The 19,714-nt window shown below is 71.7% G+C and carries 17 protein-coding genes and 1 tRNA gene; 6 read left to right on the top strand and 12 right to left on the bottom strand.

Annotated elements, in window-relative coordinates:
- Window positions 1-161: 161 nt before the first annotated feature.
- The gene (locus tag MXD95_RS18375) at window positions 162-1,022 is read right to left on the bottom strand and encodes a hypothetical protein (RefSeq protein ID WP_250641890.1); all 861 of its coding nucleotides are present in this window, start codon (window positions 1,020-1,022) and stop codon (window positions 162-164) included.
- 556 nt (window positions 1,023-1,578) lie between these two features.
- On the opposite strand from MXD95_RS18375, the gene MXD95_RS18370 reads away from it, so the two are divergent.
- Window positions 1,579-2,106 carry a peptidylprolyl isomerase gene (locus MXD95_RS18370; RefSeq protein WP_250641889.1) on the top strand — a complete coding sequence of 176 codons (528 nt, stop codon included), beginning with the start codon at window positions 1,579-1,581 and terminating at the stop codon, window positions 2,104-2,106.
- A gap of 35 nt (window positions 2,107-2,141) precedes the next feature.
- Window positions 2,142-3,254 carry a rhomboid family intramembrane serine protease gene (locus tag MXD95_RS18365; RefSeq protein WP_250641888.1) on the top strand — a complete coding sequence of 371 codons (1,113 nt, stop codon included), beginning with the start codon at window positions 2,142-2,144 and terminating at the stop codon, window positions 3,252-3,254.
- A 52-nt stretch (window positions 3,255-3,306) separates the two neighbouring features.
- Here MXD95_RS18365 and MXD95_RS18360 read toward each other — a convergent pair whose 3' ends face one another.
- Window positions 3,307-3,771, bottom strand: coding sequence for a PH domain-containing protein (locus MXD95_RS18360; RefSeq protein WP_250641887.1), 465 nt, complete (start codon window positions 3,769-3,771; stop codon window positions 3,307-3,309).
- A 255-nt stretch (window positions 3,772-4,026) separates the two neighbouring features.
- Here MXD95_RS18360 and MXD95_RS18355 point away from each other — a divergent pair, with 255 nt between their 5' ends.
- Together MXD95_RS18355 and MXD95_RS18350 are read left to right on the top strand one after the other, a co-directional pair.
- On the top strand, window positions 4,027-5,931 hold the full coding sequence (locus MXD95_RS18355; protein ID WP_250641886.1) for a glycoside hydrolase family 15 protein: 1,905 nt from the start codon (window positions 4,027-4,029) through the stop codon (window positions 5,929-5,931).
- Window positions 5,932-6,046: 115 nt separating this feature from the next.
- Window positions 6,047-6,406 carry a hypothetical protein gene (locus tag MXD95_RS18350; RefSeq protein ID WP_250641885.1) on the top strand — a complete coding sequence of 120 codons (360 nt, stop codon included), beginning with the start codon at window positions 6,047-6,049 and terminating at the stop codon, window positions 6,404-6,406.
- Window positions 6,407-6,431: 25 nt separating this feature from the next.
- Here MXD95_RS18350 and MXD95_RS18345 read toward each other — a convergent pair whose 3' ends face one another.
- Window positions 6,432-6,845 carry a RidA family protein gene (locus MXD95_RS18345; RefSeq protein ID WP_250641884.1) on the bottom strand — a complete coding sequence of 138 codons (414 nt, stop codon included), beginning with the start codon at window positions 6,843-6,845 and terminating at the stop codon, window positions 6,432-6,434.
- 132 nt (window positions 6,846-6,977) lie between these two features.
- Window positions 6,978-7,238: a cell division protein CrgA gene (locus MXD95_RS18340; RefSeq protein ID WP_250641883.1), complete on the bottom strand. Its 261-nt coding sequence runs from the start codon at window positions 7,236-7,238 to the stop codon at window positions 6,978-6,980.
- Window positions 7,239-7,577: 339 nt separating this feature from the next.
- On the opposite strand from MXD95_RS18340, the gene MXD95_RS18335 reads away from it, so the two are divergent.
- Window positions 7,578-8,282, top strand: coding sequence for a DUF881 domain-containing protein (locus MXD95_RS18335; protein WP_250641882.1), 705 nt, complete (start codon window positions 7,578-7,580; stop codon window positions 8,280-8,282).
- Between the two features lie 30 nt (window positions 8,283-8,312).
- On the opposite strand, the gene MXD95_RS18330 is transcribed toward MXD95_RS18335, so the two are convergent.
- The 8 genes from MXD95_RS18330 to MXD95_RS18295 form a co-directional block, all read right to left on the bottom strand.
- The gene (locus tag MXD95_RS18330; protein WP_250641881.1) at window positions 8,313-8,990 is read right to left on the bottom strand and encodes an aminodeoxychorismate/anthranilate synthase component II; all 678 of its coding nucleotides are present in this window, start codon (window positions 8,988-8,990) and stop codon (window positions 8,313-8,315) included.
- A 20-nt stretch (window positions 8,991-9,010) separates the two neighbouring features.
- Window positions 9,011-11,140, bottom strand: coding sequence for a Stk1 family PASTA domain-containing Ser/Thr kinase (pknB, locus tag MXD95_RS18325; RefSeq protein ID WP_250641880.1), 2,130 nt, complete (start codon window positions 11,138-11,140; stop codon window positions 9,011-9,013).
- A complete protein-coding gene (locus MXD95_RS18320; protein WP_250641879.1) occupies window positions 11,137-12,945 on the bottom strand; it encodes a serine/threonine-protein kinase in 1,809 nt (602 codons plus the stop codon). Before MXD95_RS18320 ends, pknB begins: the two co-directional genes overlap by 4 nt.
- Window positions 12,942-14,387 carry a peptidoglycan D,D-transpeptidase FtsI family protein gene (locus MXD95_RS18315; protein ID WP_250641878.1) on the bottom strand — a complete coding sequence of 482 codons (1,446 nt, stop codon included), beginning with the start codon at window positions 14,385-14,387 and terminating at the stop codon, window positions 12,942-12,944. The genes MXD95_RS18320 and MXD95_RS18315 overlap by 4 nt, the downstream gene beginning before the upstream one ends.
- Window positions 14,384-15,880, bottom strand: coding sequence for an FtsW/RodA/SpoVE family cell cycle protein (locus tag MXD95_RS18310; protein ID WP_250641877.1), 1,497 nt, complete (start codon window positions 15,878-15,880; stop codon window positions 14,384-14,386). The genes MXD95_RS18315 and MXD95_RS18310 overlap by 4 nt, the downstream gene beginning before the upstream one ends.
- 133 nt (window positions 15,881-16,013) lie before the next feature.
- Window positions 16,014-17,432 carry a PP2C family protein-serine/threonine phosphatase gene (locus tag MXD95_RS18305; RefSeq protein ID WP_250641876.1) on the bottom strand — a complete coding sequence of 473 codons (1,419 nt, stop codon included), beginning with the start codon at window positions 17,430-17,432 and terminating at the stop codon, window positions 16,014-16,016.
- A complete protein-coding gene (locus MXD95_RS18300; RefSeq protein WP_250641875.1) occupies window positions 17,429-17,926 on the bottom strand; it encodes an FHA domain-containing protein FhaB/FipA in 498 nt (165 codons plus the stop codon). The genes MXD95_RS18305 and MXD95_RS18300 overlap by 4 nt, the downstream gene beginning before the upstream one ends.
- A gap of 6 nt (window positions 17,927-17,932) precedes the next feature.
- Window positions 17,933-19,420, bottom strand: coding sequence for an FhaA domain-containing protein (locus MXD95_RS18295; RefSeq protein WP_250641874.1), 1,488 nt, complete (start codon window positions 19,418-19,420; stop codon window positions 17,933-17,935).
- A gap of 171 nt (window positions 19,421-19,591) precedes the next feature.
- Here MXD95_RS18295 and MXD95_RS18290 point away from each other — a divergent pair.
- A tRNA-Leu gene (locus MXD95_RS18290) sits at window positions 19,592-19,674 on the top strand.
- Window positions 19,675-19,714 lie beyond the last annotated feature (40 nt).

The following is a 19,714-nucleotide window of genomic DNA, read 5'->3' as shown; positions in this document are numbered from 1 at the left end:
CCCCCCCCCCCCCCCCCCCCCCCCCCCCCCCCCCCCCCCCCCCCCCCCCCCCCCCCCCCCCCCCCCCCCCCCGCCGCCGGCACGCCCCGCCGTGCCGGCATCAGCGCCAGGTGCCTACCGGGGTCCGACCCGGCCTACCGGGGGACGGACCGGGACGCGGCTTAGCGCGGACCCGGCCGGCTGACCTCACCGAGCGTGGTGTCGACGCCCGGCATTTCCTCGAAGCCGCTCGTCGGGGGACGCCGCCGCTCGTCGATGGTGTCCGTGCCCAGCGGGCCGCTGCCGGTGCCGCTGCCCGCGCCGGAACCGAAGCCGCCACCGGTGGCGGACGATGTGCGGGCGGAGGCCGCGCCGGTGGCCGAGGGCGTGCCGCTGGTGGACGGGGGGGTGGGAGTCGGCTCGGCCTCGGTGCCGAGCGTCTCGCTGCCGCGCTGCGCCAGGTATCGGCGCGCGGCCACGGTCCCCGCGACGCCCGCCCCGAGCAGGGCGACGGTCAGCGCACCCCGGCGGCGGTGGCGGTGCACCCGGGCGAGCTTCTTCTCGGCCTTCGCCAGGCGCTTCTCCAGGATCCCCTGAGCCTTGTCGGCCTCGACGCGCGCCTTGGTCTCCGCCGCGACGGCCCGACGGGACCGCTGCCGCTCGGCCCGCAGCTCCGCGGTGGCCCGGGCCCGCTCGGCGGTCAGCTCGGCCCGCGACCGGGCCTTCTCGACCTTGCGTCCGGCCCGGCCGGAGGCTTGGACGGCCTTCCCGGCTGTCTTCCCCGCCGCCTTCCCCGCGGTGCGCTGCGCCGCGGTGCCCCCACGGACCGCGGACTCGGACACGTCGGAGATGCGGTGAGCGACGCTGACCCCGGCGCCCCGGGTAGCCGCCGCGGCGGTGCCGGCCGTGTCCCCGGCGATGCTCGCAGCCCGCTGGGCCGCGGTCCCGGCGGCGTCGGCGGCGTGGCGCGCGGCGTCCGAGATCCCACTGACCGGTGCGGTGTCGGTGACGTGTGAGAGGCGATCCTTCAACGTCGTACTCATGGCGTCCTTCCTTAGATGCCGTGCTGGTGGGCGGGGCCGTCAGCGGGTGGAGAGGTTGTCGGCGGCCAGTGAGCCGCGCGATGGCAGGTCGCTGGGTGGCAGATCGTGGGGTGGCGGGCGAGCCGCGGGGGCGACCTGTACGCGATCGCTGGTCGGTGGGTCGTGGGACGGTCGACATACGGTTGCCGGTCGGCGGATCATCAGGCGGTCAAGATCTCTCTGCAGTGTGCCGTACCCGGTAAGCCGCTCTCTTCAACCACAGGCGCCCCGACAGGCGTGTCACGCCGTCCTGACCGGCATCCCGCCGGTGCGTCCCGCCCGCGCGATCCGACCCGGCCTGTGCCGACCTGTCCCGTCGTGTGCCGCGGCGCCACGCGCAACGTGGGCGGCACCGGGCGCATACGATCGGGACCGGCCCGGGTGCCGTCTGACCGGACATCGCCCCGAACGGACAGTGCCCCGAACGGATATGGCCCCGAACGGACATGGCCCCGGATATTGCCGCGGACCTGAGACGACCCAGACCTGAGACCAGACCTGAAGAGAAGAGAGGCTCATGGCCGAGGAGCTGTACGCGACGCTGCGGACGACTGAGGGGGACATCGAGATTCGACTGTTCCCCGACCACGCTCCCAAGACCGTCCGCAACTTCGTCGGGCTTGCGACTGGCACGCAGGAGTGGACCGACCCGTCAACCGGGGAGCGCAAGTCGGGCACTCCCCTCTATAACGGGACGATCTTCCACCGGGTCATCCCGGACTTCATGATCCAGGGCGGTGACCCGCTGGGTTCCGGCCGGGGCGGTCCGGGCTACAGGTTCGCCGACGAGTTCCACCCCGACCTCGCGTTCACCCGGCCGTACCTGCTCGCGATGGCGAACTCCGGCCCGGCCACCAACGGCTCGCAGTTCTTTGTCACAGTCGCGCCGACGGCGTGGCTGACGGGCAAGCACACGATCTTCGGCGAGGTCGTCCGGGGTACGGCGGTCGTGGACACGATCGCCAAGGCCCCGACCGGCGCGCAGGACCGTCCGAAGACGGACGTGGTGATCTCCGAGGTCGTCATCGATCGCCGACAGGCCTGACGGGCTGCCGGGCCGGCTCGCACAGGGGTTACGCGATGGGCGCACCGCCGGAACCGGCCAGCGAGCCGGGCCGTGATCCGTTCGCACCAGGCGCTGGGACCGGCTCCGGCGGGAGCTCCGGCCCGGGCGCGGCGGGATCGCCGGGGTGGCGGCCCGACGTCGGCCCGCCGCCCGGCCAGCAGGGCTGGACGCCCTCGCCGCATCCCGGCAGCCCGGCGGGGTGGTCGGGCGGACCACCGGAATCGGGCGGTCCGGCCGGGTCGGGCGGGCTGGCGGAGTCGGGCGGTCCGTCGGTGCCGCACTGCTACCGGCATCCTGATCGGGAGACGTACGTCACCTGCCAGCGGTGCGACCGGCCGATCTGCCCGGACTGCATGCGCCCGGCCGCGGTCGGATTCCAGTGCCCGGAGGAGGGGCGAAACCGCTCCTCCTCCGGGCACACGGACGGCGGGGCGCCATCGCGGGAGCCGCGGACCGCGCTCGGCGGGCGGGCCACCCATGCCCGGCAGGCGGTGGTGACCCAGTGCCTCATCGGAATCTGCGTCGTCGCCTATTTCCTGCAAGGGGCGCCGGGCATCAGCAGCGGCGGCGACACGTCGAACAGCTTCACCCACCGGTTCGCGATGATCGGCTACCGGATCGCGATCGATGACCAGTACTACCGGCTGCTGACCGCGGCGTTCCTGCATGCCGGAGTGCTGCACATCCTGTTCAACATGTACGCGCTGTTCCTGCTGGGATTCCAGCTGGAGGCGCTGCTCGGCCGGGCGCGCTACCTGGGTCTTTTCGTGGCTGGCGCCGTCGGCGGCAACACGCTGAGCTACCTGCTCGGCGGCCTGAGCACAGCCTCCGTGGGCGCATCCACCGCGATCTTCGCGTTCTTCGCCGCCTACTATGTGATCGCGCGGCGGCTGCGGATCGACTCGACCCAGATCCTGGTCATCATCGGGATCAACCTTGCGATCACCTTCACCTTCAGCAGCATCGACAAATGGGGCCATCTCGGCGGCCTCGCCGTCGGCGCCCTCATCGGCCTGCTCTACGCCTACGTGCCGCCGAGGTACGGCTGGGCCCAGGCCGGTGGCGTGCTGGGCCTCGTCGCGGCGTTGCTGCTCGCCGCGGTCGTGAAGTCGTCCGCTCTCACCTGAGCCGTCGACCGCACCCGAGTTGACCTGACCGCAGCGGGGGTGCGCCGCTGTCTCAACCGGACCGCTGGCGGATCTGTTCGACGCGATCGGCGACCGGGCCGGGGTCGGTACCGAGCTGGCGGCGGGTGAGCAGGAGGGGCCCGTCGATCGTCTCGACCTCGAGGGTGCGCAGATGCACCGCGCGTCGGTTGTGGGTGACGGTGGCGGCCCGGACCGAGAGCACTGCCGCCCAGGGCAGATGACGTCGCCGCAGGCCGTCGACGAGCTCGAGTCCACCGGTGTCGACCCGCAGCGTCGGCCGGGCGAGCAGGTCGCGGACCGCGAGCACCCACAGCCCGGCGGCCACCACGCCGACCAGGAGCCGTCCGGCCCCGTCAAGCTGGCCGACCCGGTCGGCGAGCGAACCGAGGGCCGCCACCAGCGCCGCCAGCACCCCGCCGACGACGTAGAGCGCTACCCGCCACAGCGGCGGCGACCACGATGCCGATCCGGACGCTGGCGCAGGCCCGGATGTCAAGGGCGGCGGGTCGGGCGGATTCGCGTCAGGCGAAATCATGGTCCCACGGAACCACACCCGCCCCGCCCACGATCCGCGGACGCCGGGCGACAGCACGTCGTCCGGCCGCGCACGCGTGGCGGTCCTTGCGTCACGGCGGCCGGCGGCTACGATTCGCTATCTCGTCACTACTCATTGTGTCCGGCATGCGTGATGTCCGGCATGGGCGACGGGGGCGGGGTGGGTGCCGTGGCAGGTGATGGTCAGGGGGATCAGGTGGCGCAGTCTCCGGTGCGGCGCAGCGGGGGCAGCCCGTACCCGCCGATCGCCGAGTACGGGTTCCTGTCCGACTGTGAGACATCCTGCCTGGTCGCGCCGGGCGGCAACGTGGAATGGATGTGTGTGCCGCGCCCGGACGCACCGAGCGTGTTCGGTGCGGTGCTGGACCGGTCCGCGGGCGGCTTCCGGTTCGGCCCGGACCGCACCCAGATCCCGGCCGGGCGCCGTTATCTGCCCGGAACGAACATTCTCGAGACGACGTGGCAGACCCCGAACGGTTGGCTGATCGTCACTGACTGTCTGGTCGTCGGTCGCTGGCACCGTACGCATCGCCGCTCCAACACCCATCGGCGCACTCCCAGCGACTGGGACGCCGAGCATGTGCTGCTGCGCCTGGCCCGGTGCGAGCACGGGACCGTTGATCTGAGCGTCGTCTGCGAGCCCAACTTCGACTACGGCCGGCAGGCCGAGTCGTGGCAGTACGAGGCGGCGGACTATTCCTGCGGCGTCATCGCACATGCCGGCAGCGGGGTCACGCTGCGGCTGCGCACCGACCTGCGGCTCGGCTTCGACGGCCGCCGCGCGCTGGCCCGCACCACCCTGCGGGAGGGGGACACCGCGTTCGTCGCGCTGACCTGGCGGGCGCAGGATCCGCTGCTGCCGGACACCTACGCGCAGGCCTGCGAGGCGGTGGACTCGACGACGCAGTTCTGGCGGCAGTGGCTTTCCCGCGGCGTGTTCCCCGACCATCCGTGGCGGCGGCACCTGCAGCGCAGCGCGCTCGCGTTGAAGGGCCTGACCTACGCGCCGACCGGCGCGCTGCTCGCGGCGGCCACCACGTCGCTGCCGGAGACCCCGCAGGGTGAGCGCAACTGGGACTACCGGTACAGCTGGCTGCGCGACTCGACCTTCGCCTTGTGGGGCCTGTACACCCTGGGCCTCGACTACGAGGCCAACGACTTCTTCTCGTTCATCGCAGACGTCGCCGAGCATGACGACGAGATCCAGGTGATGTACCGGGTCGGCGGTGAGCCACGGATCGACGAGGAGATCCTCGGTCATCTGTCCGGCTACGAGGGGGCGTCCCCGGTGCGGGTCGGCAACGCCGCCGCGCTGCAGCGCCAGCACGATGTGTGGGGAGTGGTCCTGGACTCGGTGTATCTGCACACCCGGTCGCGGGACTACCTGTCGGAGCGGCTCTGGCCGGTGCTGGTCCGCCTGGTCGAAGCCGCTGCCGCGCACTGGCGCGAACCGGACTGTGGGATGTGGGAGGTCCGCGGCGCGTTGCGGCACTTCACCGTGTCGAAGGTGATGTGCTGGGTTGCCCTGGACCGCGGCCGGCGGCTCGCCCAGATGCGGGGCGACCACACGGCGGCCGCGCGGTGGAAGACCATCGCCGAGGAGATCCACACCGACGTCTGCGCGCACGGTGTCGATCACCGTGGCGTGTTCACCCAGTATTACGGTTCGACCGCTCTGGACGCGTCCCTGCTGCTCATCCCGCTGCTGGGTTTCCTTCCCGCCTCGGACGAGCGGGTCAAGGCCACCGTCCTCGCGATCGCCGACGAGCTCACCGAGGACGGCCTGGTGCTGCGCTATCGCACCGGGGAGACCGACGACGGGGTGTCGGGCGAGGAGGGGGCGTTCCTGATCTGCTCGTTCTGGCTGGTCTCGGCGCTGGTGGAGATCGGCGAGCTGGCCCGGGCCCGGCAGTTGTGCGAGCGGCTGTTGAGCCTCGCGAGCCCGTTGGACCTCTACGCCGAGGAGATCGACCCGCACAGCGGGCGGCATCTGGGCAACTTCCCGCAGGCGTTCACCCACCTCGCGCTCATCAACGCCGTGATGTACGTGATCCGGGCCGAGGACGCCGAGGCCTATGCCCGGCCGTCCCCGTCGACCTGACCTCCCCCAGCGGAGGTCCTCCCCCAGCGGAGGTCCTCCCCCAGCGGAGGTCCTCCCCCAGCGGAGGTCCTCGCTTTGGCCGCGTCAGCCGGGTGCTGACGGCTAACGTGGGCGGATGGCCAGCCTGGAGGTAAGGGAGCAGCGGGTCGAGGTCGTGCTGCGCGGCATCGAGCGGCTCGGTGCCCTGCGGGGCGATGTCTCCGTCGGGCTCGACGAGGTGCTCGATGTGCGGACGTCGGCGGAACCGTTCGGTGAACTGCGCGGATGGCGGCTGCCCGGCACGGGGTTGCCCGGAGTGATCGCGCTCGGCACCTGGCGGTCCCGGGACGGAAAGGACTTCGCCGCCGTCTACCGAGGACGACCCGCGGTGGTGGTGGAGGTTCGCCCGGGTGGCGAGTTCCGCCGCCTGCTCGTGGCGGACGAGGACGCCGAACAGACCGTCTCCCGTCTGCGCACCGCCGTCCTGGCTCGCTGAGCGACGACGGTACGTAGGGGGTTCCCTACGCGCTGACACCTCCACGAACGGCCTCGGCCTCCACCTCGACCGCCCAACGATCGTCGAGTAATCCGGCAACGATGACCATCGTGGCCGCCGGACGGGTGTCCGCGAACAGGTCCCGGTGGACCTGGCCAACCGCGTCCGCGTGTGCACGTGTGGTGATGTACATCCGGGTACGCACCACGTCGGACAGCCGCGCGCCGGCCTGTGCCAAGGCCACCTCGATCAGTTCGAAGCAACGCCGGGCCTGGGCTGCGGCATCAGCGGAAACACGCCCGTCCGGCCAGACCGGGCCGGTGCCGCTCACGACGATCCGTTCGCCGATCCGCACGGCTCGGGAGAACCCGATGATCTCCTCGTATGGGGAGACTCCCGGGACGTTCTCACGTTCTGCCGCCATGTCCTCACTGTCCATTGATCTCACCCTCAAGGGTGATATCCACACTTGTGGACAACGGTTGTGGATAGATGACAGCCGTGCAAGTCATCCGCCGCCCACCCGGACGGCACCGGACGATCGGCGCGGGTCAGGACGAGGCCCGCGCGCTCAGCGCCACTGGGTCGACACGGCCAGACCAACGACGACGAATCCGAACCCGATGAGGATGTTCCAGCCCCCCAGGCTCTCCATCCCCAGCACCCCGCCGTTGGAGAAGTAGTAGACGAGCAGGTAGGCGATTCCGACGAGGAAGAAGGCAAGGATCAGGCCGCCGAACCACGGCGGAGACGGGGGCTTGCTGCGCCGTGCCTGAGTCGCGCCGACGTTGGGGGTCTGCTTCTTCGGCTTGCGGCGTCGTGACTCGGGCACGGCGGTACTCCTTGGCTGGCCAGGCGTGGACGGGGCGGTGACCGTCCTGCGCTTCTCCCGGTGCGGCGGGTGGGCTATCCCACACGTGGGCACCAGCGTAGACAGTGGATCTGTGCACGTGCTGATGGCCTGCCGGACTCCGCCCACGTGTGGCCGAGACGCACGGCCGCGCGTCTGCCGACGAGGTATCGATCGCGCCGCCAGTGTGGCATCGTCGGTGTCCGCCTGCGCATGGCCCGCAGGCGCGCACGGAGGGAGAGGGGAGCGGACGGCGCGGTGAGACGCGGGGCGCGAACGGCGATGGCGGCGGCCGTGCGTCGCGTCCGATGGCCCGTCGTCGTGGTCGGATTGTTGTGCCTCGGCGCGCTCGCCGGAGCTGTGGCGCGTCAGGCCGGATCGGTGGCCGGACCTCGCCGGCTCGCCGATGCGCGCCTCGGCCCCGGCGGAGTGGCGCAGGTCGTCGCCGCGGAATCGCGCCGCGTCGCCGCCCGGCAGTACGCGCTGCGCGGCCAGCTCAACCCGTCGGATGCCCGGCCCACGCAGCCACAGAACGGCACCACAGCCACAGCCACAGCCACCGTCGCCGGACCGGGCGCGGCGGGCCTGGCAGGGGCGGTCAGACTCGCTGCGGTGCGCGGTCCGGCGGTGAGCGTCGAGCTCGACGACGCGCCGCCGTCGAGCCGGGGCGGTGGCTATCCCACGGGTGTGCGGACGCCCGGCCCGGATGATCTTGTCGTTCACCAGCAGGACGTCCAGGCCGTCGTGAACGCCCTGTGGTCCGGTGGCGCCGAGGCGATGTCCATCATGGATCGCCGGGTCACCGCACGGACCGCGGTGCGCTGCGTCGGCAACACGCTGCTGCTGCAGGGCCAGGTGTTCTCGCCGCCCTTCCGGATCACCGCCATCGGCGACGTCGCCGAGATGCGGACCCGTCTGCGCGACGATCCCCAGGTCACGATCTACCGGCAGTACGTGGACGCCTACCATCTGGGCTACCGGGTCAGCGAGGCGCCGGAGGCGACCCTGCCCGCGTCGAGGCCTTGACGCCGATCCGCGTCCGCGGCTGGACCCGGGTCAGGTGAAGGCGGCGGCCCGCAGGGTCTCGACCTCGGCGGAGAGCTCGGGGGCGAGGCGGCGGGCGGCACCGCCGTCGCCGCACTGGTCCAGCCAGCGGGCGAGAATCAGATGGCCGCCCTGGGTCAGCACCGATTCCGGATGGAACTGGACGCCCTCCAGCGGCAGCGTGCTGTGCCGAAGCGCCATCACCACGCCGCTCTCGGTCCGCGCCGTCACCTCGATCTCGGGGGGCAGGGTGCGCTCCTCGACGGCGAGCGAGTGGTAGCGGGTCGCGACGAACGGCGAGGGCAGGTCGGCGAGCACGCCGGCACGATCATGGTGCACCAGCGAGGTCTTGCCGTGCAGCAGCTCGGGCGCACGGTCGACGGTCGCGCCGAACGCGACCCCGATCGCCTGGTGCCCGAGGCAGACGCCGAGCAGGGGCAGCCGCCGCTCGGCGCAGGCCCGCACGACGGGGATGCTCACCCCGGCGGCCTCGGGCGTGCCGGGGCCGGGGGACAGCAGCACGCCGTCGACCGGCTGCCCGTCCAGCCGGGCGTTCGCGACCAGCTCGGCGAGCTCGGCCGGCGTGAGCTCGTCGTTGCGTCGCACGACGCAGTCCGTCTCCAGCTGGCCGAGGTACTGGACCAGGTTGAACACGAACGAGTCGTAGTTGTCGACGACCAGGATCCGCATCTGGTGACTCCCTGCCCGTCTCAGTTCCCGGTCCCGCCGCCAGCGCCGGTGCCGCCGCCGCTGCCAGTGCCGCCACCAGCACCGCCGTTGCCGCGGCCGGCACCATTGCCCCCCAGCCCGATCGCACCGGTCGTGGGGCTCGGGGACGGCGTCTGGCTGGCACTGGGACTGGGGCTCTGTCCGCCCTCGGGCGGCTGGCTCGGCTGCTGGTCGGCGGGTGTGGTGGGGGTGGCGCTCGGCGGTGCCGTGGTCTGGACCTGGGCGGCGACCGAGAGGCTGACGGTCGACCCGCGGGGGAGGGCACCCCCGGAGGGCTGCTGGTCCACGACGGTGCCCGGGGCGACGTTGTTGTTCGCCACGTCCTGCCTGGTCGCCTTGAGCCCGTACTGGCCGAGGGTGGCGACCGCGCTGTCGAAGGAGCGGTTGGTCACGTCCGGCACGTTGACGGTGGAGCTGACCACATAGAGGGTCACCGTCGCGCCGGGTTTGACCGCTCCGCCGGCCGTCGGGTCGGTGCTGTCGACCGTGCCGATCTTGTGCGAGGTGGCGTTGAAGAACTGCGTCGAGTTTGGCGTCAGGCCGAGGCCGCGTAGCTCGGATTCGGCCTCGGCCTGCGTCTTGCCGACGATGTCCGCGGGGATGGTGACGTCGCCCGCGGCCTTGCCGATGGACAGGGTGATCGTCCCATTGACGGCGACGTTGCTGCCCCCGGCCGGATCGGTCCTGGTGACCTGACCGGCATGGTCCGGGTCGTCCACCGAGACGATCTTCACGTGGCCGCCGAAGCCGGCGCTCTGCAGCCGGGCCCTGGCAATCTGCTCGGTCTGGCCGACGAGGTCCTTCGGAACGGGGATCTGCTTGGCGGACGAGTGGTTGTCGTTGTTGGTGAACAGGGTGGTCGCCAGCAGCACCACGGCGACGAACACGACGACGACGCCGAGCCCGGCGAGGATGTACTTCCAGGCCTGGGACCGCTGCGGGCTGCCGGGCACGGCGCGCCGGTCCATCGCGCCGGTGAGGTCGTACCGGTCGAACGGGCCGGTACCGAAGCGACCGTCGTCGTACGGTGGCTCTGCCTGGTACGAGCCGGCGGGGGCATAGGACGTCGCGTCGTCGCCGTAACGGTCGTCGCCGTAACGGTCGTCGGGGTAGCGGTCGCGCGTGGGGTAGCCGGCGCGGTCGCCGCGGCCGAGCAGCGCCGTGCCGCTGGCGGTGGCCGCGGGGCCGAGGGTGGTGGCGGCACCGCTGACGCCACCATCTCCCATCATGGCCTGCACCCGGCGCCCCGCCAGGGCCCGCTCCAGATCGTCGCGCATCTCACCGGCGGTGAGATAGCGGTCGTCAGCGTCCTTCTCCATCGCCTTGAGGACGATCGCGTCCGCCTCGGGCGAGATGTCCCGGTCGTGCGCCGACGGCGGGTCCGGGTCCTCCCGGACATGCTGGTAGGCGACTGCGACCGGGTTGTCCCCGCGGAACGGCGGGCCGCCGGTGAGCAGCTCGTACAGCAGCACACCGGTGGTGTAGACGTCGCTGCGGGCGTCGACGCGGGCGCCCCGGGCCTGCTCGGGGGAGAGGTACTGGGCGGTGCCGATGACGGCCGAGGTCGCGGTCATCGTGGACGAGGTGGCCGTGGTGGCCCGGGCGATGCCGAAGTCCATCACCTTGACCGCGCCATCCGGGCTGACCATCACGTTCGCGGGCTTGATGTCCCGGTGGATGATGCCCATCCGGTGGCTGTAGTCCAGTGCGGCGCAGACGTCAGAGGTGATCTCCATGGCGCGCCGTTCGGTGAACCGCCCCTCGGCCTGTAGCGCGTCCCGCAGGGTACGGCCCTCGATGAACTCCATCACGATGTACGGGATGTGCGTCCCGTTGATGTCGTCCTCACCGGTGTCGTACACCGAGACGATCGCCGGATGGTTCAGCGCCGCGGACGACTGCGCCTCACGCCGGAACCGGGCGAGGAACGTCGGGTCCCGGGCCAGGTCGGAGCGCAGCGTCTTGATCGCGACCTCTCGGCCGAGCCGGATGTCGCGGCCGCGGTAGACCTCCGCCATCCCACCGTAGCCGATGCCCGCGCCCAGCTCGTAACGGCCGCCGATGAGCTGCGGCGCCGCGTCGGGCGTGTAGGTCTGAGTTGCGTCGGTCACGAAAACTCCCCTGCCGTCGCCACTCCCGCCGACCCGGTCGTTCCGCTGACGATTTCATCACCGACCGGCGACATTGACACCACCCCTGGTGGGGTGGTGGCGGAGTTCGACTCGGAACCGCTGGTGGAGAACAGCTGGTTGGCCACGAACGCGCTGATCGCAACCGCCAGCACGAGCAGGATGATCAGGACCGGCAGGGGCAGTGCCCACCGGGCGCCGGCACTGGCGCCCCGCCGCCGACCGGCGCGGCCACCGGACCAGGTCTCGTCAGGCTCTCGCTCACCCGCCGAGCGCGGCCACCCGGCCGGACCCGGCTGGTAGACGGTGCCGGGATCGTGGGCATCGCTGTATCCGGAGTCGCCGTAGCCGGGAGCGCCCGCGCCCGGCCCGTAACCGGCGCCCGGCCCATAGCCGGCCGACGAGCGGTATCCGGTGGGATCGCCGGCGCCGCGTCGCGTCGGGGCGCCGTATCCGGAGTTCGCGCCATACCCGGTGTCCGGTCCGCGTAGCGGCGGGTTGTGCATGGCCGTCTCGGGTAGATCGGCACCGGGCTGAAACTGGGTGCGGTCCAGCGCGGCCTGGGTGCGGTCCGGCACCGCGCCGCCCCGACCCGGCCCGCTGCCCCGACCCGGCCCGCTGCCCCGGCCCGCCTGCCCCGCGCCTCCCGCCGGGCCGCCGGGCCCCGCGGGTCCGGCGGTTTCACCGGCGCTGCCGGCCCTGCCAGGGCCGGATCCGCCTGGCCCGCCGCGGGTGGCGGACGAGTTCGGCTCCTGCGTGAGCCAGGATGGCGAGCGGCCGCGCGAGGTCTGCCGGTGTGCGCGCCCAGCTCCGGACGGCGGCAGACCGGCATTGGGGCCTGGGTGACGAGCGGTCAGGTCCGACGCGCCGGAGCCGCTCGCCCAGCGGCCACCCTCCGGCGGCCACAGGTTGCGCCGGATGCCCGCCGCGGAGCGCGCGAACGCCCCGGCGGAACTCGGCCGGCGCCCCGGGTCCTTGGCCATGGCCGAGTCGACCAGCGCCCGTACCTGGTACGGGATGTCCGAGGGCAGAGGGGCGGGGGTGTCCTGCTGGTGGGCCATGACGACGACGATGGGGTTGCGGTCGTCGAACGGGCGGCGCCCGGCGAGGCACTCGTAGGCGACGACGCCCAGCGAGTAGACGTCACTGGCCGGCGTCACCGGCCGCCCGGAGGCCTGCTCCGGCGAGACGTAGTAGGCCGTGCCCATCATGATGCCGGTCGCGGTCAGCGGGGCGGCGTCGACCGCGCGGGCGATGCCGAAGTCGGTGACCTTCACCGCGCCGTCCGGGCGCAGCAGCAGGTTGCCGGGCTTGACGTCCCGGTGGACCACGCCGAGGGCGTGCGCGGCCTGCAGCGCGTCGGCGGCCTGGCCGAGGATGTCGAGCATCCGTTCCGGCGACAGGCGTTTCTCCCGGTGCAGCACCGCCGACAGCGGCTCCCCCTCGACCAGCTCCATCACCAGGTAGGCGGTGGGGTAGTCGTCGGCGGTCGCGACCTCGCCGTAGTCGTAGACGGACGCGACGCCCGGGTGTGACAGCTGCGCGGCGTGCCGCGCCTCGCCGCGGAAGCGGACCAGGAACGACTCGTCGCTGGCGTACTCCGGCCGCAGCAGCTTGACGGCGACGGGCCGGCCGAGGGTCTGGTCGAGCCCCCGCCATACCTCGCCCATGCCTCCGGCGGCGATCCGCCCATCCAGGCGGTAGCGGTTGTCCAGAACGGTGTTCGGTGAGGCGGCGCCGGCGAACGGCTGGGACGGCGTGGCGGGGTTACCGGGGGAGTTGTTCATGATCTGTCCAATGCGGCCTGCATGACCTGTTTCGCGACGGGGGCGGCGATGGCACCGCCGGTGCCAACCTCACCTCCGCCGTCCTCGACGATGACGGCCACCGCGACCCTGGGGCTATCCGCTGGCGCGAACCCGACGAACCAGGCGTGCGGCGGCACATCGTCGCCGTGCTCCGCGGTACCGGTCTTGCCGGCGACGGTGACCCCGTCGATCTGCGCCTTGGTGCCGGTCCCGGAGCTCACCACGCTCTCCATCATCGTCGTCAGCTCGCCCGCGACGTCGCCGTTGATCGGTTTGCCGAGTTCCTTGGGGCTGGTCTTGCTGATCGTCCGCTTGTCCGGGCCGCGCAGTTCGGATACCAGATAGGGCTTCATCTCGGTGCCGCCGTTGGCGATCGCGGCGACCACCTCCGCCATCTGTAGGGGCGTGACCCGCACGTTGTACTGGCCGATCGCTGACTGTGCGGTCTGCGCTCCGTCCAGGCCGCTGGGGAAGACGCTACGTGCCTGTGCCAGTGGGAAGTCGGGGAACGTCGTATTGAAGCCGAACGCCTCGGCCTGCTGACGCAGCGCATCGTCGCCCAGGTCGATCCCGAGCTGGCCGAACGCGGTGTTGCAGGAGATCGTCAGGGCGTGGATGAGGGTGTCGGTCTGCCCGTCGCCGCACGTCTCGCCGTCGAAGTTCGGCAGCGTGACGGTGCTCAGCGGCAGCTTCAGCTCGTTCGGGGCGGCGATCCGAGTCTGCGGTGTGCGGCCTCGGGCGAGTGCCGCGGCGGCGGTGATGAGCTTGAACGTCGATCCCGGCGGATACGTCTGCTGGGTGGCCCGGTTGAGCAGCGGCTGCGACTTGTCCCCCGACAGCACGGTGTACGCGTCGGTCGCGGTCTGCTCGGTATGGCTGGCCAGCGGATTCGCGTCGTAGGTCGGGCTGGTGACCATGGCCAGCACCGCGCCGGTCTTCGGGTCGAGGGCGATGACGGCACCCCTGCGGTCGCCCAGGGCCTCGGCGGCGGCCTGCTGCACCGCCGGCACCAGGGAGGTGACGACCGTGCCGCCGCGGCGCGTCTGATTGGTGAACAGGCCGGTCACCCGGCTGGCGAGTAGCCGGTCGTCGTCACCGGAGAGGAACTCGTTCTGGGAGCGTTCCAGGCCGGCGGCCGTGAACAGCGTGTAGTAGCCGGTGACGTCCGAGTACAGCGAGCCGCTCGGATACTGCCGCAGGTACTTGTACTGGTCGTCGGAGGGAACCGAGCGGGCGACCTCCACGTCGCCGGCGACGATCGCGCCGCGTTCCCGCTCCAGGCGTTCGGTGATCTGACGGCCGTTGGTCGGCTGGGTCTTGAGGTTGTGGGCCTCGCCGACCTGCAGCCAGTTGGCGTTCACCAGCAGCGCGGCGAACAGCACCATGCAGACGACGGCGACCCTGCGCGCCGGGCGGTTCATGTCGTCCTCACCACCTGGGTGGGACTCTCTGACACCGCGCTCGGGTCGAACAGGGGCGCGTCCGACGGCGGCTCGGGGGCGCGGCGCGCACCGTCGCTGACCCGCAGCAGAAGCGCGATGATCGCCGCGTTGGCGACGATGGAGGACCCGCCATAGGAGACGAACGGCAAGGTCAGACCGGTCAGGGGGATGAGTCGCATCACCCCGCCGACCTGGACGAACACCTGCAGCCCGAGGGTGAACGACAGACCGGTGGCCAGCAGCTTGCCGAACGCGTCCTTCGCGCCGAGGGCCGCGCGCATGCCGCGCAGCACCAGCAGCGCGTACATCGTCAGGATCGCCATCACTCCGGTGAGGCCCAGTTCCTCGCCGAGGCTGGCCATGACGAAGTCGGTGTTGGCGAACGGCACCTTCTGCGGATGGCCCTGACCGAGCCCGGTGCCGCTGATCCCACCCGCGGCGAAGCCGTACAGCCCCTGGACGAGCTGGTAGGAGGTGCTCGACGGGTTGTTGCCGTCGAAGGCGTGCAGCCAGCCGTCGACCCGGACCTGGACATGGCCGAACAGCGGGTAGGCGAGCGCCGCGCCGCCCATGAACAGGCCGACGCCGATCAGGATCCACGACACCCGTTCGGTGGCGACGTAGAGCACCACCAGGAACATGCCGAAGAACAGCAGGGACGATCCGAGGTCGTTCTGCACGACCAGAATGCCGAGGCTGGCCAGCCACGCCACCAGCAGCGGACCGAGGGTACGGGCGTGCGGGATCTTCAGCCCGAGGATGGTCGGCGAGCCGTAGGTGAGGACGTCGCGCTTGTTCACCAGGTAGGCGGAGAAGAAGATCAGGATAAGGATCTTCGAGACCTCGCTCGGCTGGAACGAGAACGGCCCGACCCGCAGCCACAGCCGGGCACCGTTGATGCTGGTCCCGATGCCGGGCACGATCGGCAACATCAGCCCGACGATGCCGGCCAGGCCCGCCGTGTACGCGTATTTCGCCAGTTTGCGATGGTCGCGCACCAGGGCCAGCACCAGCACGAAGACGATCATCGCCAGCAGGGTCCAGACCAGCTGCACCTGCGCGGCGCTCGGCGGAATGTGTTTCCCGGCCTGTTTGGCCGCCTCGCTCTTGGCCAGGTCCAGCCGGTAGATCATAACCAGGCCGAGGCCGTTGAGGGCGACGACGACCGGCAGCAGCACGGGGTCCGCGGCCGGCGCGAACCGCCGGACGGCGAGATGCGCGATCGCCCACAGGCAGAAGAAGCCCAGCCCGATCGTCAGGATCCCGAGGGAGAGCTGGCCGACGTCGGCCAGCGTCAGCGCTGCCAGCGCGCACGTGGCCAGCACGCCCGCGTAGATCAGCAGAGTGAGCTCGCGGCGGCGGTAGGGCGGGAGGTCGTTGCCCTGCGGCAGGGGCAGGCCGGCGAAGGTGGCGGTGAGGTCCGCCGGACGCGGCCTGCGCATCGGGGGCAGGGGGAGCGGCGGGCGGCTCATCGCTGGTCCGTGATCACGGAGGCGGAGCTCCCTGGGTCAGGGGCCACGGAGTCGGGAGGCACGGAGTCGGGGGCCACGGAACCGGGAGGCACAGGGCCGCGGGCCACGGAGGCGGGGGCCGCAGAGCCGGAGATCACGGAACCGGAGGTGAGGGCGTCGCGGACGTCGGACATCCGACGGGAAGGGGGATAGACCGGCAGGCCTCGGGCGGCAGACTGGTGGGCATCACCGCTGACTTGAGCCCCGGGCTCGGCGTGGGCGTCGGCCGCACCACGGTCGCGGACGGTTTCGGGGTGGGCTTCGCCAGGTCGGCGATGATGCGCTCGCCATCGGTCCGGTTCTTCGCCGGGATGCCCTTGTGCACATCGTCCAGGTCCTGCTGGCCGACCTCGGTCAGCGGCTGTTTGTGGGTCACCACGGTGGACAGGTGAATACCGGCGAAGCTCCCCTTCACCCCCTGGAACAGGGCGACCTTGTCGTCGTCCACACCGACGTAGTACTGGCTGCGCATATAGGTCCAGCCCGCCGCGGCGCCGGCCACGACGATCACGAACACCACGGTGGAGACGAACAGCACCCGCCGGCCGGACCGGCGGCCCTGCGGTTCCGGATCACCCTCCCCGTCGGCGTCGTCGTCACCGTCGGAACGGCTGCCGGGCGACTGCTGCCGGTCCCGGCGGTGGAAGCCTGAGCGGCCGATGCGGGCGGCCTTCGCCGCGGCCGACTCGGCGTCGCCGTGGCGCGGGTCAGGCCCGCTGCGCGCCGAGAGCGCACCCGGCACGACCCGCTTTTCCGCCGCCGCACCCGCCACCAGCGGATGGGCCAGTTCCTCGCCGTGGTCCTCCTCGACGTCGGCGACGACAACGGTGATGTTGTCCGGCCCTCCGCCCTTGAGCGCGAGGTCGACGAGCTGGTCCACGGCGTCCTGCGGGGTCGGCAGCAGCAGCGTCTCGAGGATCGTCTCCTCGCTGACCACCCCGGACAGACCGTCGGTGCACAGCAGATACCGGTCGCCGGCGACGGCCTGGCGCACCGACAGGTCCGGTTCGACCTCCCGGCCGTCCAACGCACGCATCAGCAGGGAGCGCTGAGGATGCGTGTTGGCCTGCTCCGGTGTGATCCGACCCTGGTCGACGAGGTCCTGCACCAGCGTGTGGTCATGGGTGACCTGGCTGAGGATGCCGTCGCGCAGCAGGTAGGCACGGGAGTCGCCGACGTGCAGGACGCCGAGCATGTCCCCGGCGGAGAGCACCGCCGTCACCGTCGTGCCCATCCCGTCGAGCGCGCTGTTCTCCAGCGACATCTCGCGTAGCTGGCGGTTCGCGTCCCGCACCGCGTCGTTCAGCTCGGTGACGAGATCGTCGCTGTGCACCCCGTCGTCGAGGTCGGCCAGGCGCGAGATCACCGTGGAGCTCGCGACCTCGCCCGCGGCATGACCGCCCATCCCGTCGGCCACCGCCAACAGGCGTTGCCCGGCGAACGCGGAGTCTTCGTTTCCTTCCCGTACGTGCCCGACATCGGAGCGGACGGCGAAGTGCAGCCTGAGGCTCACCGGTGGAGCTCCAGGACGGTCTTCCCGATCCTGACCGGCGCGCCGAGAGGTACCGGCATGGGACTGGTCACCTTCGTACGGTTGAGGAATGTGCCATTGGTCGAGCCCAGGTCCTCGACGAACCACTGTCCGTCGTGGGGCACGAGTCTCGCATGCCGGCCTGACGCGAAGTCATCCTCGAGGAGCAGAGTCGAGTCCTGTGCCCGTCCGATGGTGACAGGTGCCGATCCTAGTGGAATCGTTGTGCCTACCAAGGGCCCCTTCGTTACCACCAGTTTGCTAGGTGTGCGTGGCCTGTGTGCTGGTTGCGGGGCGTTTCGTGGGGCTGCGGGGCGCACCATCGGGGGTGGCTCGCGGCGCTGCTGGCGCTTGGTCGGGCCGAACATGTCCAGTCGAACGGCGCGCACCGCCACCAGGACGAATCCCCACAACAGGGCAAGAAAGCCAATCTTGACGATCAGCAGCACCAGCTCGCTGGGCTCGGTCGGGTCCATCGGCAGCTACCAGCCCCGATCCGGCCGGGATCGATTGCGCCCGTCCGCGTCCCGCCGAGGGCTCTCCATCCGCCCGGGCAGGACTGTCTGCGCGTCGTACACGTCCTCGAGCGGCTCCAGGCCGACCGGCTCGAGCCCGTTGCCGTCCGGCTGGTCCCCGGAAGGCCGAGCCGAACGCCGCGGCTCGCGATAGGGCCCAGCGCCACGCGGGTCATCCCGGCGGCCACGCGAGCCGGGCGCGTAGGCGTCCCGCTCGTCCCGTACCGGCGCCGCTGGGCCGGGGCCACGGCCACGCTCCCGGGATCGGTAGTCGTCCGCCTGCTCATAGCCACCCCGCTGACCCGCGCCGCGGAGGTCCCGATCACGAGGGTCCTGTTCGCGGTAGTCGGGACCGTCGAGGGAATCCGCCGGATAGCCGGAGCCACCGCGGCGGTCCGACGCGTGCGGGTCCCCTCGGTCGGCCCGGTCGGCGCCCTCCACCCGGCCGCCGCGCGGCGTCGAGGCCGGCCGGTACGGGTCCTGCGGGACCGGTGTGGAATGCCGCTCCGGCTGCGGCGTCGGACGCTGCCCCACCCGGCCCGGAGCCGGCGTCGCGGCAACCCTGGCCGGAGCCGGCGTGGTCGCCCGGCCCGGAGCTGGCGTCGCCCGGCGCGCCGCCCGCCCTGGCGGAGGCGTCCGGTCGGCAGGGACGCCCTGGTCCGGATGCGAACCGGCCCGCGCCGGCGCGGGCGTGGCCCGGCTGCCCCCGCGCGCCGACCCGCTCCCCCCCTCCACCCCGCGGAACACGAACCTGGCCGTACCCAGCTCGATCCGGTCACCGTTGACGAGCTTCACCTGCTTGGCCGCACGGCCGTTCACCAGGCTGCCGTTGGTCGAACCGGCGTCGACATACAGGAACTGCCCATCCGGCAGCCGGCGGATCTCACCATGCCGCCGCGACACACCCGTGTCGTTCAGACGGATGTCGCACTCGACGCTGCGGCCGATCACCGTGGTCTCCGCGTCCAGCGGATACTCCCGCTCCCCGGCGCCACTCGGCGCCTTCGTTGTGATCAGAAGATGAGGCGTGCCCGGAACGCTCGGTCGGGGGGGCCTGGATCGGCGGCCCGAGACAACCCCCTGATCCGCCGCCGCCACGCTGCTTCGGATCCGGAACACACCGACATCCAGGTCGGCAGCCTCCGCCAGACGCACCGAGACCGGGCCAACGAACGTGTACCGCTGCTCGGTCGCATGCTCACGGACCATCTCCGCCAGCTCGTCACACAGCGCACGGTCATACGGGGAGAGCCGGGCGAAGTCGCCGCTGGCCAGCTCCACGGCGAACTCGTTGGGCACCAGGACCCGGTTCGCACTCACCGCCCGCCGATCGTCGGTCTCCCGGGCCAGGGCGCTCGCGATCTCGACGGGTTCGACCCCGCCTTTGAACACCTTGGCGAACGCGCCCTCGACGAGGCCGCCCAGGCGCCGTTCGAAGCGTTGCAGCACGCCCATGCTCGACCTCCCTTCTCCCGGTCTTTGAGATCGTATGCCCCCGGACGCCAACGTCCCACGGCTGCGCAGCCTGACAGGTACGCGACGACCGCACGACCGCACGACCCCCTCGGCGCAGTGGACATCTCCGGCGTGATAGCGTGTCCCCCGTACGAAGAGATGGTCCCACTCGGGCGAGTGGCGGAATGGCAGACGCGCACGGTTCAGGTCCGTGTGTCCTGACGGACGTGGGGGTTCAACTCCCCCCTCGCCCACGCAAGCCCCTGTTGGCGCACGCCGCGCCGGTGGGGGCTT

Source organism: Frankia sp. AiPa1, from assembly GCF_023243075.1.
GTDB lineage: Bacteria > Actinomycetota > Actinomycetes > Frankiales > Frankiaceae > Frankia.
Note: the sequence above shows the minus strand (reverse complement) of the source record. Positions and strands in the feature narration are given on the sequence as shown.

Coding starts and splice junctions, on each gene's coding strand:
- MXD95_RS18375 (WP_250641890.1), bottom strand. CDS start 1,022: ATGAGTACGACGTTGAAGGATCGCCTCTCACACGTCACCGACACCGCA.
- MXD95_RS18370 (WP_250641889.1), top strand. CDS start 1,579: ATGGCCGAGGAGCTGTACGCGACGCTGCGGACGACTGAGGGGGACATC.
- MXD95_RS18365 (WP_250641888.1), top strand. CDS start 2,142: ATGGGCGCACCGCCGGAACCGGCCAGCGAGCCGGGCCGTGATCCGTTC.
- MXD95_RS18350 (WP_250641885.1), top strand. CDS start 6,047: ATGGCCAGCCTGGAGGTAAGGGAGCAGCGGGTCGAGGTCGTGCTGCGC.
- MXD95_RS18345 (WP_250641884.1), bottom strand. CDS start 6,845: ATGGACAGTGAGGACATGGCGGCAGAACGTGAGAACGTCCCGGGAGTC.
- MXD95_RS18330 (WP_250641881.1), bottom strand. CDS start 8,990: ATGCGGATCCTGGTCGTCGACAACTACGACTCGTTCGTGTTCAACCTG.
- MXD95_RS18320 (WP_250641879.1), bottom strand. CDS start 12,945: ATGAACAACTCCCCCGGTAACCCCGCCACGCCGTCCCAGCCGTTCGCC.
- MXD95_RS18315 (WP_250641878.1), bottom strand. CDS start 14,387: ATGAACCGCCCGGCGCGCAGGGTCGCCGTCGTCTGCATGGTGCTGTTC.
- MXD95_RS18310 (WP_250641877.1), bottom strand. CDS start 15,880: ATGAGCCGCCCGCCGCTCCCCCTGCCCCCGATGCGCAGGCCGCGTCCG.
- MXD95_RS18300 (WP_250641875.1), bottom strand. CDS start 17,926: ATGGACCCGACCGAGCCCAGCGAGCTGGTGCTGCTGATCGTCAAGATT.
- MXD95_RS18295 (WP_250641874.1), bottom strand. CDS start 19,420: ATGGGCGTGCTGCAACGCTTCGAACGGCGCCTGGGCGGCCTCGTCGAG.